This window comes from Streptomyces subrutilus (assembly GCF_001746425.1).
In the GTDB taxonomy this organism is placed as follows: Bacteria; Actinomycetota; Actinomycetes; order Streptomycetales; family Streptomycetaceae; genus Streptomyces; species Streptomyces subrutilus_A.
Window position 1 is genome coordinate 4,071,583 of record NZ_MEHK01000001.1, and the last position, 12,848, is coordinate 4,084,430.

Annotated in this window: 15 protein-coding genes; 12 read left to right on the top strand and 3 right to left on the bottom strand. The window is 71.7% G+C overall.

Features of this window, described 5'->3' with window-relative positions; all coding sequences use genetic code 11:
- Positions 1 to 191: 191 nt before the first annotated feature.
- The 3 genes from BGK67_RS19320 to BGK67_RS19330 all read right to left on the bottom strand — a co-directional run bounded on the left by BGK67_RS19320 (position 192) and on the right by BGK67_RS19330 (position 3,477).
- Entirely contained in the window at positions 192 to 1,334 is a 1,143-nt protein-coding gene (locus BGK67_RS19320) for a S1C family serine protease (RefSeq protein WP_069921252.1), read from the bottom strand.
- Between the two features lie 146 nt (positions 1,335 to 1,480).
- Positions 1,481 to 2,503, bottom strand: a complete 1,023-nt coding sequence (locus BGK67_RS19325; protein ID WP_069921253.1) for a LacI family DNA-binding transcriptional regulator — start codon at positions 2,501 to 2,503, stop codon at positions 1,481 to 1,483.
- Between the two features lie 188 nt (positions 2,504 to 2,691).
- The gene (locus BGK67_RS19330) at positions 2,692 to 3,477 is read right to left on the bottom strand and encodes a response regulator transcription factor (RefSeq protein WP_069921254.1); all 786 of its coding nucleotides are present in this window, start codon (positions 3,475 to 3,477) and stop codon (positions 2,692 to 2,694) included.
- A gap of 403 nt (positions 3,478 to 3,880) precedes the next feature.
- On the opposite strand from BGK67_RS19330, the gene BGK67_RS19335 reads away from it, so the two are divergent.
- The 12 genes from BGK67_RS19335 to BGK67_RS19385 all read left to right on the top strand — a co-directional run bounded on the left by BGK67_RS19335 (position 3,881) and on the right by BGK67_RS19385 (position 12,834).
- Positions 3,881 to 4,135 (top strand): MoaD/ThiS family protein, encoded by a 255-nt coding sequence (locus BGK67_RS19335; RefSeq protein WP_069921255.1) that lies wholly within the window; start codon positions 3,881 to 3,883, stop codon positions 4,133 to 4,135.
- Between the two features lie 10 nt (positions 4,136 to 4,145).
- Positions 4,146 to 5,738 (top strand): hypothetical protein, encoded by a 1,593-nt coding sequence (locus BGK67_RS19340; RefSeq protein ID WP_244291264.1) that lies wholly within the window; start codon positions 4,146 to 4,148, stop codon positions 5,736 to 5,738.
- A gap of 74 nt (positions 5,739 to 5,812) precedes the next feature.
- On the top strand, positions 5,813 to 6,529 hold the full coding sequence (locus BGK67_RS19345) for an LmeA family phospholipid-binding protein (protein WP_069921256.1): 717 nt from the start codon (positions 5,813 to 5,815) through the stop codon (positions 6,527 to 6,529).
- A 161-nt stretch (positions 6,530 to 6,690) separates the two neighbouring features.
- The gene (locus BGK67_RS41215; RefSeq protein ID WP_350206375.1) at positions 6,691 to 6,774 is read left to right on the top strand and encodes a putative leader peptide; all 84 of its coding nucleotides are present in this window, start codon (positions 6,691 to 6,693) and stop codon (positions 6,772 to 6,774) included.
- Positions 6,775 to 7,011: 237 nt separating this feature from the next.
- Complete coding sequence (locus BGK67_RS19350; protein ID WP_069921257.1) at positions 7,012 to 7,857, top strand: sulfurtransferase; 846 nt, start codon at positions 7,012 to 7,014, stop codon at positions 7,855 to 7,857.
- A 70-nt stretch (positions 7,858 to 7,927) separates the two neighbouring features.
- Positions 7,928 to 8,218 carry a DUF1416 domain-containing protein gene (locus tag BGK67_RS19355; RefSeq protein ID WP_069921258.1) on the top strand — a complete coding sequence of 97 codons (291 nt, stop codon included), beginning with the start codon at positions 7,928 to 7,930 and terminating at the stop codon, positions 8,216 to 8,218.
- 141 nt (positions 8,219 to 8,359) lie between these two features.
- Complete coding sequence (locus BGK67_RS19360) at positions 8,360 to 8,623, top strand: DUF3099 domain-containing protein (RefSeq protein WP_069921259.1); 264 nt, start codon at positions 8,360 to 8,362, stop codon at positions 8,621 to 8,623.
- 112 nt (positions 8,624 to 8,735) lie between these two features.
- Complete coding sequence (locus BGK67_RS38945; protein WP_069921260.1) at positions 8,736 to 9,662, top strand: hypothetical protein; 927 nt, start codon at positions 8,736 to 8,738, stop codon at positions 9,660 to 9,662.
- Positions 9,659 to 10,486: a hypothetical protein gene (locus BGK67_RS19370; protein WP_244291265.1), complete on the top strand. Its 828-nt coding sequence runs from the start codon at positions 9,659 to 9,661 to the stop codon at positions 10,484 to 10,486. The genes BGK67_RS38945 and BGK67_RS19370 overlap by 4 nt, the downstream gene beginning before the upstream one ends.
- Complete coding sequence (locus BGK67_RS19375) at positions 10,483 to 11,400, top strand: hypothetical protein (RefSeq protein ID WP_069921261.1); 918 nt, start codon at positions 10,483 to 10,485, stop codon at positions 11,398 to 11,400. Before BGK67_RS19370 ends, BGK67_RS19375 begins: the two co-directional genes overlap by 4 nt.
- Positions 11,401 to 11,681: 281 nt before the next feature.
- Complete coding sequence (locus BGK67_RS19380; protein ID WP_069921262.1) at positions 11,682 to 12,254, top strand: heme-binding beta-barrel domain-containing protein; 573 nt, start codon at positions 11,682 to 11,684, stop codon at positions 12,252 to 12,254.
- A gap of 109 nt (positions 12,255 to 12,363) precedes the next feature.
- On the top strand, positions 12,364 to 12,834 hold the full coding sequence (locus BGK67_RS19385; RefSeq protein WP_107488995.1) for a Fur family transcriptional regulator: 471 nt from the start codon (positions 12,364 to 12,366) through the stop codon (positions 12,832 to 12,834).
- The last annotated feature ends 14 nt before the right edge of the window (positions 12,835 to 12,848 follow it).

Here is a 12,848-nt window from a genome sequence, read left to right on the forward strand (position 1 = left end):
GGCTGGCGCCTCCCAGCCTCGCACGACGGGCTGGTGCTGTGACCGGAAAGGTTCACCGGGTCGCGGCCCCCGCCACGGCACCTCGCCGCGTGGTCGGGCCACGCGAGTACGTCCGGTACGAGCCGTGGCCCTCCGCCTTGCGATGCACCGCACCGGACGCCGCGAGCCGGCAAACCTTCCCGGCCACAGCACTAGTACGAGGTGCCGAAGCCGTTGGCGGTGCTGTTGCCGCCGCCGGTGCCGCTGGAGCCCGCGCCGCCGGGGCCGCCCTTGCGCAGGGAGTCCAGGTCGGCCTTGATGGTGTCGACCGGGATGGCGAAGCCGAGGCCGACGCTGCCGGCGTCGCCGCCGCTGCCGGGGGAGTAGATCGCCGAGGGCATGCCCACGATCTCGCCGTTCATGTTGAACAGGGCGCCGCCCGAGTTGCCCGGGTTGAGGGAGGCGTCCGTCTGGATGGCCTTGTACGAGGCCGTGTCCGAGCCGGTGTTCCCGTTGAATTCCTGGCCGCCGTACGAAAAGGGCCAGCCGCCGTCGCCCTGCTGCCGGGGGGACTGCGCTTGCGGCTTCGCGACGTTCACCTCGCGTTCGAGGGCGGAGACGATGCCGCTGGTGACGGTGCCGGTGAGGCGGTCGGGGGAGCCGATCGCGACGACCTGCTCGCCGACCTTGAGGCTGCCGGAGTCGCCGAGCTTGGCGGGCCGGAGTCCGCCGGCGCCCTGGAGCTTGATGAGGGCGAGGTCCTTGTCGGGGTCGGTTCCGACGATCTTGGCGGGGTACTTCTTGCCGTCGCTCGTCGTCACCTGGATCTCGGAGGCGCCGCTGATGACGTGGTTGTTGGTGGCGATCTCCCCGTCGGCCGTGAGGACGATGCCGGAGCCGGTGCCCTGGCCCGAGCCGGTGCGGGTGTCGATGCGGACCACGGAGGGGCTGTTCTGCTCGGCGACGCCGGAGACCGTGCCGGTGTAGGACTGGGAGACGTTGGTGCCGTTGACGCCGCCGGCGCCGCCGGCGCCGCCGCCCGCCGGACCGCCCATCAGCTGCTGGACGGCGGCCGCGGTACCGCCTCCGACCACGGCCGCCGCGAGGGCGACGGCGGCGATGAGGGAGACGGGCTTCTTGGCGCGGTGACGGACGGGCGGAGCGGGCTCCGGGACGACCGGGACGACCGGGACGACCGCGGGGACGGTCTCGCCCCGGATGACCGGCGGCTCGTGCGCCTCGTGCCAGCCGGGCGCGGCGGGCGGGTACGAGGGCGGCGGCGGGTAGGCCGCCCCGGCCGGGGTCGGACGGTGCTCCTGCGGGTACTCGCCTTCGCGGCGGAAGCTCTCGGTCATGGCCACGACTCTGGCGGCGGATGATGAGAGCTTCCTGAGCCCGGCCTGAGAAGCCCGACAGAACCGCGTATGCCCGATATAAAGCCGTGCCCGGCCCGGACGTTCCGGGGCCGTGCCCGGCCTCCTCCGGAAGCCGGGGCCCGCGGCTAGCGGCAGCCGCAGGAGCGGCGGATCACCAGGGCTGACGGGAACTGCTTGAGGCGTTCGCGGCGGGAGCCGGCCACGCGCAGGGCGTCGTCCAGGACGAGGTCCACCGCGGCGCGGGCCATCGCCGGCCGGTCCGAGGCGATCGTGGTCAGCGGCGGGTCCGTGAGGGCCGCCTCCTTCACGTCGTCGAAGCCCGCGACGGCCAGCTCCCCCGGCACGTCGATCCGCAGCTCGCGGGCCGCCCGGAGCACGCCGATGGCCTGGTCGTCCGTGGCGCAGAAGATCGCCGGGGGACGGTCCGGTCCGGACAGGACCTCGAGGGCCACCCGGTACGCGTCGTACCGGTTGTACGGGGCCTCGAAGAGACGGCCCTCGACCGAGCGGCCGGACTCCAGCATGGCCCGGCGCCAGCCCTCGACGTGGTCGGCCACCGGGTCGCCGACCGACGGGGTGTTCTCGACCCCGCCGATGCAGGCCACGTACGCGTGGCCGTGCTCCAGCAGGTGCCGGGTCGCCATCTGGGCGCCGCCGATGTCGTCCGTGATGACCGCGACGTCGTCGATGGCCTCCGGACGCTCGTGCAGCAGCACGACCCGCGCGTCCCACGCCTCGATCTCGGACGCGGCGCGCTCGCTCATGCCCTGGCTGACCAGGATCAGGCCGGAGACCCGCATCCCGAGGAAGGCCCTCAGGTAGTGGACCTCGCGCTCGTCGCGGTAGTCGGAGTTCCCGACGAGTACCATCTTCCCGCGCTCGGCGGCGGCCTGCTCGACCGCGTGCGCCATCTCCGCGAAGAACGGCTGCCGGGCATCGGGGACGATCATGCCTATGAGGTCGGTGCGCCGTGACGCCATCGCCTGCGCGACCCGGTCCGGGCGGTAGCCCAGCTCCTTGATCGCGGCGAGTACACGCTCGCGCGTGGCCGGGGCAACCGGCCGGGGTCCGTTGTTGATGACGTAGCTCACGACGGCGGTAGAGGTACCCGCAAGTCGCGCCACGTCATCCCGCGTCACCTTGGCCACGCGCGGAAGTCTACGCGGGGTGACCTCCGTGTGGGCAGGGCGTCCTGCGGAGTGGATGTCCGCGGGCTTCTCCGCCGACCGGGTGACGCCAGGCCGGTGCGCGGGCCAGTGCACCGGTCTGCGGGGCGCGACCGCGCCGGTCTGCGGGTGGCCCGCGGACCTGTCCAGCCGGTGGCCCGCGGACCCGGCTAAGCGGTGGCCTGTGCTCCGGCCGGTGCCGTGGACGATCCGGCCTGCGCGGCGGCCTGGGCGGCCACCTTCGCCGCCGCCTGCGCCGCGGCCTCGGCGGCCGCCCGCTCGACCTTCTCCGGCGTGACGAAGCGGTAGCCGACGTTGCGGACCGTACCGATCAGCGACTCGTGCTCGGGACCGAGCTTCGCGCGCAGCCGCCGTACGTGGACGTCGACCGTCCGGGTGCCGCCGAAGTAGTCGTAGCCCCAGACCTCCTGCAGCAGCTGCGCCCGCGTGAAGACCCGGCCCGGGTGCTGCGCCAGGTACTTGAGCAGCTCGAACTCCTTGAAGGTGAGGTCCAGGACCCGGCCCTTCAGCTTCGCCGAGTACGTCGCCTCGTCCACGGACAGGTCGCCGTTGCGGATCTCCATGGGGGAGTCGTCCGAGCCCAGCTGCTGGCGGCCGGTGGCCAGCCGCAGCCGCGCCTCGACCTCGGCGGGACCGGCGGTGTCCAGGAGTACGTCGTCGATGCCCCAGTCGGCGGTGACGGCCGCGAGGCCGCCCTCGGTCACGACCAGGATCAGCGGGCAGCCCGGACCGGTGGAGCGGAGCAACTGGCACAGCGACCGCACCTGCGGCAGGTCACGGCGGCCGTCCACCAGGATGACGTCGGCGCCCGGGGTGTCCACCAGTGCCGGGCCCTCGGCGGGGGCCACCCTGACGTTGTGCAGCAGCAGGCCGAGGGCGGGCAGCACCTCGGTGGACGGCTGCAGGGCATTGGTCAGCAGCAGAAGAGAGCTCATGCCTGACCACCTGCCCGGGTCGGGCGGTTCTGCACGGATCGCTGGTCCATCACGTCGGTTCCTCCTCGGTCCCGTCGAGGACGTGCGCGGTACTGCTTCGTACGGTGACTCGGGTGACTCTGCCGGTCTCCATGCGGGCCCCGCGCCCTGAGGCCCGGATGGATACCACTGTTCTCGGTTCGTTCAACGTCCTGAAAGCACAAAAGGACCCGGGGGCAACGTTGCCCGGATCCTCTCGCCAGCAGAATAGCCCACGGGCCCTTTCCGGGCCGAGGTCTTCCCCGGGTCCACTTCTGTGGTTCCTGCCACGCCCCTGCCCCGGGGCGCGCGGAGGCAGGCCGGTGCGGGGCGCGGAGGCGTCATCATGGAGGCCGACGGTAGAGAGCCGACGATAGGAGCTGCAGTGGCAACCGGAACCATCCGCTACTGGGCGGCGGCCAAGGCCGCGGCCAAGACGGCGGAGGAGCCGTACTCGGCGCGCACGCTGGCCGAGGCGCTCGATGCCGTGCGGGAACGCCACCCCGGGGAACTGACCCGGGTCCTGCTGCGCTGCTCCTTCCTGGTGAACGATGAGCCTGTGGGCAAGCGCCCGCACGATTCCGTCCTGCTGACCGAGGGGGGCACCGTCGAGGTGCTCCCGCCGTTCGCGGGCGGGTGAGCGGGAGCCGATGAGCACGCCTGAGGAACAGCAGCGGTACGAGCAGCAGCGCTACGAGCAGCAGCAGTACGAACAGCAGCAGTACGAGCTGCGGCAGCAGAACCAGCAGCCGCAGCAGAGCCAGCCCCAGCAGCAGTACCAGGACCCCTACGGGACCCAGACCTGGCAGTCCGACACCTGGGACACCGGCTACCAGCCGGTGCATCCGCCGCTGGGCGGGGTGCCGGGGCAGCCGGTCGCGCCCGAGGGCTGGTTCCGCGACGAGGCCCAGGCCCAGGCTCCGGCGCCCGCCCCGGCCCAGGACTGGTCCCACCCGGCCCCGGCCCCGGCCGCCGGGCAGGCCGCGTATCCGCCGCCGTACTCCGGCTCCGGCTCCGGCGCCGGTGGCGCGCAGCAGCCGGCCGCCCCGGAGGGCTGGTACCGCGACGAGGCCGCCGCCCCCGGGCCCGCGCCCAGCTGGGCCGCGCAGGCGGCTCACCTCCCGCCCCGGGCGGCCGAGCCCCCGGCCGAGCAGACGGCGTACCTGCGCCCCGTGGCGGCCGAGCCTTCCGCCGAGCAGACGGCCTACCTGCCGCCCGTGGCAGCGGAGCCTTCCGCCGAGCAGACGGCCTACCTGCCGCCCGTGGCAGCGGAGCCTTCCGCCGAGCAGACGGCCTACCTGCCGCCCGTGGCAGCGGAGCCTTCCGCCGAGCAGACGGCCTACCTGCCGCCCGTGGCAGCGGAGCCCTCCGCCGAGCAGACGGCGTACCTGCCCCCGGTGCCGGGGGCGGAGCCCGGGCCGTCGGCGGCCGCCGGCGAGGAGCCGGAGTACTCCCCGCCCACCCTCGGCGGGAACACCCTGCGCGCCGTCGACCCGGCTCAGGCCCGTGCCGAGGGCCGGTCGCCGATCATCGACCCGGGTCCGCAGTCGGCCATACTGACCGCCGTCCTCGGGGTGCTGCTCGCGGCGGCCGCGGCCGTCGGCCACTACGCCCTGCTCCTGCCGCTGATCGTCCTCCAGGGCCTCACCGCGGCCGGCTGGTTCCGCCTCAACGGCATGTGGCCCGCCCGCCAGGGCATCGCCCTCGCCTTCGCCGGAGCCCTCGTCGCCGACGCGGCGGTGCTCGCGGTGGACGAGGCCTACGGCCCGGGCGCGATCATCGGCACCCTCGGAGCCTGGGTGCTGCTCACCCTCGTCCTCCAGCTGCGCAGCCACGCCGACCCCGACGAGCGGATGTACGGCCTGATGGCCTCGGTGGCCTCGGCCGCCCTCGCCATCGTCTGCGCCGGCTACCTGGCCGCGGACCACGCGGCCGTCACCGTCGGCGCCGCCGCCGTCGCGGTGGCCGTCTTCGCCCGCGCCCTGCCGCTGCCGCCCGCGCCCTCCGTCGGCGTCTCGCTGGCCGCGGCCGCCGGTTCGGGCATCGCCGTGGGCCCGCTGGCCGGGGCCGGGGTGGGCGGCGGAGCGCTGCTCGGTCTCGTCGCCGGGGTGTGCGCGCTGGTCGGGCTGCGGGTGGCGGCGTACGACTACCCGTCGAAGTTCGTCCACATGACGGCCGGTGTCGCGCTGCCGCTGGCGGCCGCCGCCCCCGCCGTCTACCTGATCGGCCGGGTGGTGGGCTGACCCGTCCCTGATCCGTCCCCGACGAGGGCCATGGTCAACTAGAACGCACGTACCGACAAGTAGGGGGTAGGCCCGTGCGATTCCTGCGCGCCATTGTGATCATCGGGGTGGTTCTGGGCGCCCTGTTCGTGGGAGCCGACCGGTGGGCGGTGAACTACGCCGAGAACCGGCTGGCCGACCGGATCCAGGCCCGGCAGGGGCTGGCCGGCACCGCGGAGGTGGAGATCAGCGGGTTCCCGTTCCTGACCCAGGCGCTGAGCCGCGATCTGGACCGGGTCGACCTGAAGCTCCGGGGCGTCGACGTGGCCGCGGAGGGCCGCAAGACGCGGCTCTCCGAGCTGGACGCCACCTTCAGCGGCGTGAAGCTGAACGGGGACTACAGCAGCGGCACCGCCCGGCGGGCCGAGGGCACCGGCCTCATCACGTACGCGGACCTGACCGCCGCCTCGCAGACCGGCGCGACCCTGTCCTACGGCGGGGCGGCGAACAAGGTGAAGGTGACCGCGACGGTGGACGTCCTCGGCAAGTCGCTGACGCACAGCGTGGTGTCGACCATCACCCTCGAGGACGCGACGGACGGCAAGGGCGGCAAGATCGTCCGGGTGCGCGCCGACGAGGTGCCGGGCGAGGGGATCCCCGGGGTCGAGAAGCGGGTCCGCAGCAAGACCGACTTCGAGCGCGACCTCGACGCCGGGCTGCCCGCCGGGCTGCACCTGTCCGCCCTGACCTCGGACGAGAGGGGTGTACACCTCACGCTGGGCGGCACGGACGTGGCGCTGGCCGGATCGTGAGACGGTGCGGTCCGATCCGCAGAAGGACGGGCCGCACAAGGGCCCAGGGGAGCGGTGCGGCGGCCGCTCCGGGCGTTTCGATCCCAGTATTCGGACGATCCTGTCTCGGAATATGACACACCGGTGACAGGGCGGCCGGTTCGTCCCTACGATCCATGGCTATGAAGCATCAGCAGGCGGACCTCACGAAGCGGCGGGCAGTAGACCTGTGTCGCGTCGCCGCCATGCTCTGTCGATCCATGTGACGTGTGAGCGCATCCGCTCCACCAGCGCCGGACGACGGCCCTTCCCGCGTGACCGCACCTGCCTCCCGATCCCCTGACGCCTCCTCGCGCCGGACCGGATCCGCGAGTGCACCCGGACGTACGCACGCCCCGCACCATCCGGCGGCACCAGAAACCGCAGCCGGCCGGTGCGCCGCACAGCCAGCACCGTCAGCACCCCGCACAGCCCCGCCGCACACTGCCCCGGAGGAGAACACCATGAGCCGCAGCGACGTCCTCGTAGACGCCGACTGGGTCGAGGCCCACCTGAACGACGCCAACGTCGTCATCGTCGAGGTGGACGAGGACACGTCCGCGTACGACAAGAACCACATCACCAACGCCGTCCGGATCGACTGGAAGACCGACCTCCAGGACCCGGTCCGCCGCGACTTCGTGGACCAGGAGGGCTTCGAGAAGCTCCTCTCCGCCAAGGGCATCTCCAACGACGACACCGTCGTCCTCTACGGCGGCAACAACAACTGGTTCGCGTCCTACGCCTTCTGGTACTTCAAGCTCTACGGCCACCAGGACGTCCGCCTGCTCGACGGCGGCCGCAAGAAGTGGGAGCTCGACTCCCGCGACCTGGTCGACGGCAAGGACGTCCCGAACCGCCCGGCCACCCAGTACAAGGCCAAGGCCCAGGACACCTCGATCCGCGCCTTCCGCGACGACGTCGTGGCCGCGATCGGCTCCCTGAACCTGGTCGACGTGCGGTCGCCCGACGAGTTCTCCGGCAAGCTGCTCGCCCCGGCGCACCTTCCGCAGGAGCAGTCGCAGCGTCCCGGCCACGTGCCGAGCGCCCGCAACATCCCGTGGTCGAAGAACGCCAACGACGACGGCACCTTCAAGTCGGACGAGGAGCTCAAGGCCCTCTACGAGGCCGAGGGCGTCGACCTGTCGAAGGACACCATCGCCTACTGCCGCATCGGTGAGCGCTCCGCGCTCACCTGGCTCGTGCTGCACCAGATCCTCGGTCAGAAGAACGTCAAGAACTACGACGGCTCGTGGACCGAGTACGGCTCCCTGGTCGGCGTGCCGATCGAGCTCGGCGCCAACAAGTAGCCCTGCCGGGCATGCAGGGCCTCGTAGGCCCGTAGTCGTCAGAACCTCTCTCTAGGACAGGACAGAGAACATGTGTGGAGCACAGATCGGCGGGCCCGACCTCGCGACGCTCAAGCCCGGTGAGACCGCGATCCAGGGTCAGATCACCCAGGGCGGTGAGCCGGTGTCCGGCTACGTCCGCCTGCTGGACTCGACCGGCGAGTTCACCGCCGAGGTCCCGACCTCGGCGACCGGCCAGTTCCGCTTCTACGCGGCCGAGGGCTCCTGGACGCTGCGCGCGCTCGTCCCGGGCGGCACTGCGGACCGCAAGGTCGTCGTCGCCGAGGCCGGCGGAGTGACGGACGTGGCGATCGCGGTCTGAGCACCGCGCATGTGATCGCCTGATTGATCGGCCGAAGGGCCGCACCCGCCCCCCAGACTCGGTCCGGGGGGACACCCAGGGGGTTGGACGCCACTGGAACGGGGTGCGGCCCTTCGTGCCGTCTGCTCCTACGCTGGAGGCATGTACGCCCGGCGCCGACGCGTCTACTTCCTGCTCATGGGCGGATGCCTGGTCCTGTTCGTCTCCGCCTGGTCCTTCGTGCGGCTGTGGTCGGTGGAGGCCGCCGTGGCGATGTGCGTGGTCGCCATGGTCATCCCGCCGGTCGCCGCGCTGATCGCGAACCGGCGCGGGCCGGACGACCGCTGGTGGGACGACCCCTCGGGGGACCCGAAGTCCGACGAGTGGTGGGACGAACTGGACGGAAAGCGGCGTCGCGAGGAATGAAACGCAGTGAGATAAGAATGTAATAAGCATTCATACAACTGCTCTCCCCCGGCATGGGTCATGGGTACGCGCGGGCATTCAGCCGGCGCCTCCTGTCCTGTGGGGGACTCCTTTGGAACACGAACAGACCATCCCTGAGCAGCGGAAAGAGGAGGAGACCAGGCCGGACTCGGACACTCCGGCCGCGGCCGCCGAGTCCGTCGAGCCGGCCACGCCGGCCGAGCCGGCGCCGGTCGAATCCGCCGAGCCCGCCGAACCTGCCGCGCCCGCCGAATCCGCCGAACCTGCCGCGCCCGCCGGGTCTGCCGCGCCCGCCGTCGCACCGCGCCGCCGCCGGGGCCGCACCACACTCCTGATCGCGGGCGCGGCCGTCCTCGGCGTCCTCGCCGGCACGGTCACCGGCTACGCGGTCCAGTACCACCGCGAGCCCACCGCGCTGCCGCCGCTGGCCCAGCAGAAGCTCGTGACGCCGAAGGCCCTCGCGCCGGACGACACCACGACGAACAAGACGATCAACGCCAACCGCTGGCACAAGACCGACGACGACCTCGGCAAGATGCTGATCGAGGCGCCCGGCGGGGCGAAGTCCGACGGGACCGGCTACGACTCCCTCGACTACTTCTCGGTGAACTTCGAGCGCCCCGAGGCCGCCTTCCGCGACCTCGCGACCGCCGGCGTCCGGCGCATGGCGTCGACCGCCTGGTCGGAGGGGGACCGCGTCTTCGTCCAGGTCAACCTGATCCAGTTCAACGACTTCTCGGGAGCGGACGACTACCAGAAGGAGCAGTCCGCCTACATGCCCGAGGAGAAGTTCGCGGGCAACCAGGGCGTGTCCATCCCGGGCGTCCCCGACGACCTCGGACACGTCTGGGTGGACTCCAAGCTCCAGGAGAAGGCGGGGTACCACCCGCTCCGCGAAGGCCGGGCCGTCGCCCGCCGCGGCGACATCGTGCTGGACATCTTCTACGTCGAGAACCGGGGCAAGGTCTCGGAGAGCGACGTCATCGAACTGGCCAAGCGACAGCTGGAGCGACTGTGACCGAGCCGCAGAACGACGCCATCCAGGCTCCGGCGGACGTCCCCGGGAACCCGTACGCGGTGCCGGCCGAGGCACAGCCGCAGTCGCCCGCGCGCCCGTTCAACCGCCGCAAGGCCGCGGTCATCGCCGGTGCGACGGCCCTGGCCGTCCTCGCGGGCGGGGCCGTCTGGGCCGTGGTCGCGGTCCAGGGCGCCGACCGGACCGCGACCACCCGTTACTGGACCGCCGAAGGCGTGCACCCGGCCAAGCCCGAGACGCCGGCCCCCGTGCCGCCGAACGACCTGTCGGGCAAGCTGCTGCCGGTGCCGACCTCGTACGCCCTCGGCCCGGACCTCGACGGCGACGGCAACAACTTCTTCGTCTCCGGCGAGAGCGCGGTCAAGGGCTTCAAGGACTCCCGCAAGGGCCTGTCCAGCACCGAGCGCAAGAAGCGCGACGAGGCGCTGGCCGAGCTGAAGCTCAAGGGCCTGGCCGGGCGCAGCTACACCAAGGGCGGCGGCCAGATGGTGCTGGAGGTCCGCATCATGCAGGCGGACGCGCAGGCCCTCGGCAAGTTCTCCGAGATCACCAAGAAGCTCTTCGAGATCACCGGTGACGACCGCGACGCACCTAAGGTGGACGGTTTCCCGGACGCCAAGTGCTCGCTCTTCGCCGTCGGCGAGGAGAAGGAGGAGAAGATCGACTCGCTCGACTGCGTGGCGGTCCAGGGCGACGTCCTGGTCAACTTCCGCGCCTACGGGCCCAAGCCCTTCTCCGGCGCCGACGCCGCGGCCTTCTTCAAGAACCAGCTGACCCACCTGAAGTCCCCCGGGGAGTCCGTGTGACCGAGCAGAACACCACCGGACCCGCCCCGGAGGCCACCGAACCCGCGCCCGTCGCCGAGCCGGCGGCCGTCGCCGTCGCCGAGCCGGCACCTGTCGCCGTCGCCGAGTCGGCCCCCGTCGCCGAGCCGGAGGCCCCCGCCGTCCCCGCCGCCCCGAAGGACCGCCGCAAGCTGTTCGCGTTCCTGCGCTGGACCGCCGCCGTCCTCGTCTTCGGGGTCGCCGGCACAGGTGTGACGTACGGGATGGTCCAGCCCGAGCGCACCGACATCCCGGGCCTGTCCACCGAGGACGACGGCCGCTGGGTCTACCCCGCGCTGGCCAAGCCCACCCTGGTGCCCGGGGCGGCACAGCCCTTCGCCGAGGACAACGAAAACGGCATCCACTTCGCCTCGCTCCAGGAGCTGCTCCTGCCCGCCCCGCAGGGCTCCCGGCCGGACCCGGACCTGAAGCTGGAGAAGGACCAGGCGGTGTCCCCCGACACCTTCCTGGAGGAGTACGAGTCCACCGTGCGCGAGAAGATGAAGCAGGGCTTCGCCGACGACGGCCTGCGCCAGATCGCCGGCCGCGGCTGGCTGATGCCGGACGGCACCCGCACCCGTGTCTACCTGCTGCGTTTCCACTCCTCCGGCTTCGTGGACGCCTTCCAGGGCTGTGGCATCGACATGAACGTGAACGGTGTCAACCGCATGGAGGGCGACACCACCTGGAACAAGGCCAAGAACGCCCAGTCCGCCCCGGACCTGCGCGACGTGTCCCTGCTCGCGGAGGCCCACCCGGCCGGCGAGGAGCAGGTCAAGGCCGGATGCGTCCAGTCCGGTGACATCCAGGCGGTGATCTTCCAGACCCGCAAGGGGACCGTGGAGACCATTCCGTTCCACCAGGCGGTGATCCTCCAGGAGCAGCTGCTGCACTGAGGCGGTTCGGCCGACCTCGCAGAGTGCGCCGGTCCCCGGGCCAGTAGGCTTGGGGACCGGCCGTACCCTCCTCGGACTCCGTCCGGGGGGACCCCCAAACGAATCCTCCGAGGAGCACCCCGTGCTTGAGGCAGTCTTCACCTCCCTGCTGGTCCTGGTCTGCGTCGGCGTCCTCGCCTTCACCGTCCTGGCCGTCAAGAAGCTGTACCAGGGTCAGCGCTGAGCATCCGCCCAGCCGACCGCCCCGGAACCCCTCCCACAGATCGCCTGAGCAGCCATCCATGATCCAGATCCCGTCCGACCTGAACCCGGGACTCGTCCCCCTCGCCTTCCTCCTCGGCAACTGGGAGGGCGCGGGAGTCTTCGACTTCCCGGGTGAGGAAAAGTGCAACTTCGGCCAGGAGGTCGTCTTCAGCCACGACGGCCGGGACTTCCTCGAGTACACCTCCCACACCTGGGTCCTCGACGCCGAGGGCAACAAGGTGCGGCCGCTGGAGTCCGAATCGGGTTACTGGCGCATCGACAAGGACCGCAAGGTCGAGATCGTCATGGTCCGCGACCAGGGTGTCGTCGAGGTCTGGTACGGCGAGCTCGCCGACCAGAAGCCCCAGATCGACCTGGCCACCGACGCCGTCGCGCGCACTGCGGCCTCCGGCCCGTACAGCGGTGGCAAGCGCCTCTACGGCTACGTGAAGAGCGACCTGATGTGGGTGGGCGAGAAGGCCACTCCGGAGGTGGAGCTGCGCCCGTACATGTCGGCCCAGCTGAAGAAGGTCGTCACCCCCGAGGAGGTCGCCGAGATGGCGCGCAACCTCCCGGACATGCCGGACGACGGCATCGCCTTCTTCCGCTGACGCGTGACGGGCTGGCGGCCGACGCGCACGCGCGCCGGCCCACGGCCGACGGGAAGGGGACCGCGGGGAAGCCCTGCGGTCCCCTTCCCGCGCTTACACTGGCCGGGTGGTGAGCACCGAGAGGGCCGACAGCACCGGGCGCGCCGAAGGCGTCGACTGGAAGACCGACCTGCGACAGCGCGGATACCGTCTGACACCGCAGCGCCAGCTCGTACTGGAGGCGGTCGACGCCCTGGGGCACGCCAGCCCGGACGCGATCCTCGCCGAGGTGCGCAAGACCGCCTCCGGCGTCAACATCTCCACCGTCTACCGCACGCTGGAGCTGTTGGAGGAGCTGAAGCTCGTCTCGCACGCCCACCTCGGCCACGGCGCGCCCACCTACCACCTCGCCGACCGGCACCACCACATCCACCTGGTCTGCCGCGACTGCAACGAGGTGATCGAGGCCGATGTGGACATCGCCGCCGAGTTCACCGCCAAGCTCCGCGAGACCTTCGGGTTCGAGACCGACATGAAGCACTTCGCGATCTTCGGGCTGTGCCTGAAGTGCGCCGCGAAACCCCGTGCCGGGCACGCGTAGCCGAGTCGTACGCT

What these genes read in the sequence shown, in the direction of transcription:
- BGK67_RS19320 (WP_069921252.1), bottom strand. Translation starts at nt 1,334, where the DNA reads ATGACCGAGAGCTTCCGCCGCGAAGGCGAGTACCCGCAGGAGCACCGT.
- BGK67_RS19330 (WP_069921254.1), bottom strand. Translation starts at nt 3,477, where the DNA reads ATGAGCTCTCTTCTGCTGCTGACCAATGCCCTGCAGCCGTCCACCGAG.
- BGK67_RS19340 (WP_244291264.1), top strand. Translation starts at nt 4,146, where the DNA reads ATGAGCACGCCTGAGGAACAGCAGCGGTACGAGCAGCAGCGCTACGAG.
- BGK67_RS41215 (WP_350206375.1), top strand. Translation starts at nt 6,691, where the DNA reads ATGAAGCATCAGCAGGCGGACCTCACGAAGCGGCGGGCAGTAGACCTG.
- BGK67_RS19350 (WP_069921257.1), top strand. Translation starts at nt 7,012, where the DNA reads ATGAGCCGCAGCGACGTCCTCGTAGACGCCGACTGGGTCGAGGCCCAC.
- BGK67_RS19355 (WP_069921258.1), top strand. Translation starts at nt 7,928, where the DNA reads ATGTGTGGAGCACAGATCGGCGGGCCCGACCTCGCGACGCTCAAGCCC.
- BGK67_RS19360 (WP_069921259.1), top strand. Translation starts at nt 8,360, where the DNA reads ATGTACGCCCGGCGCCGACGCGTCTACTTCCTGCTCATGGGCGGATGC.
- BGK67_RS19380 (WP_069921262.1), top strand. Translation starts at nt 11,682, where the DNA reads ATGATCCAGATCCCGTCCGACCTGAACCCGGGACTCGTCCCCCTCGCC.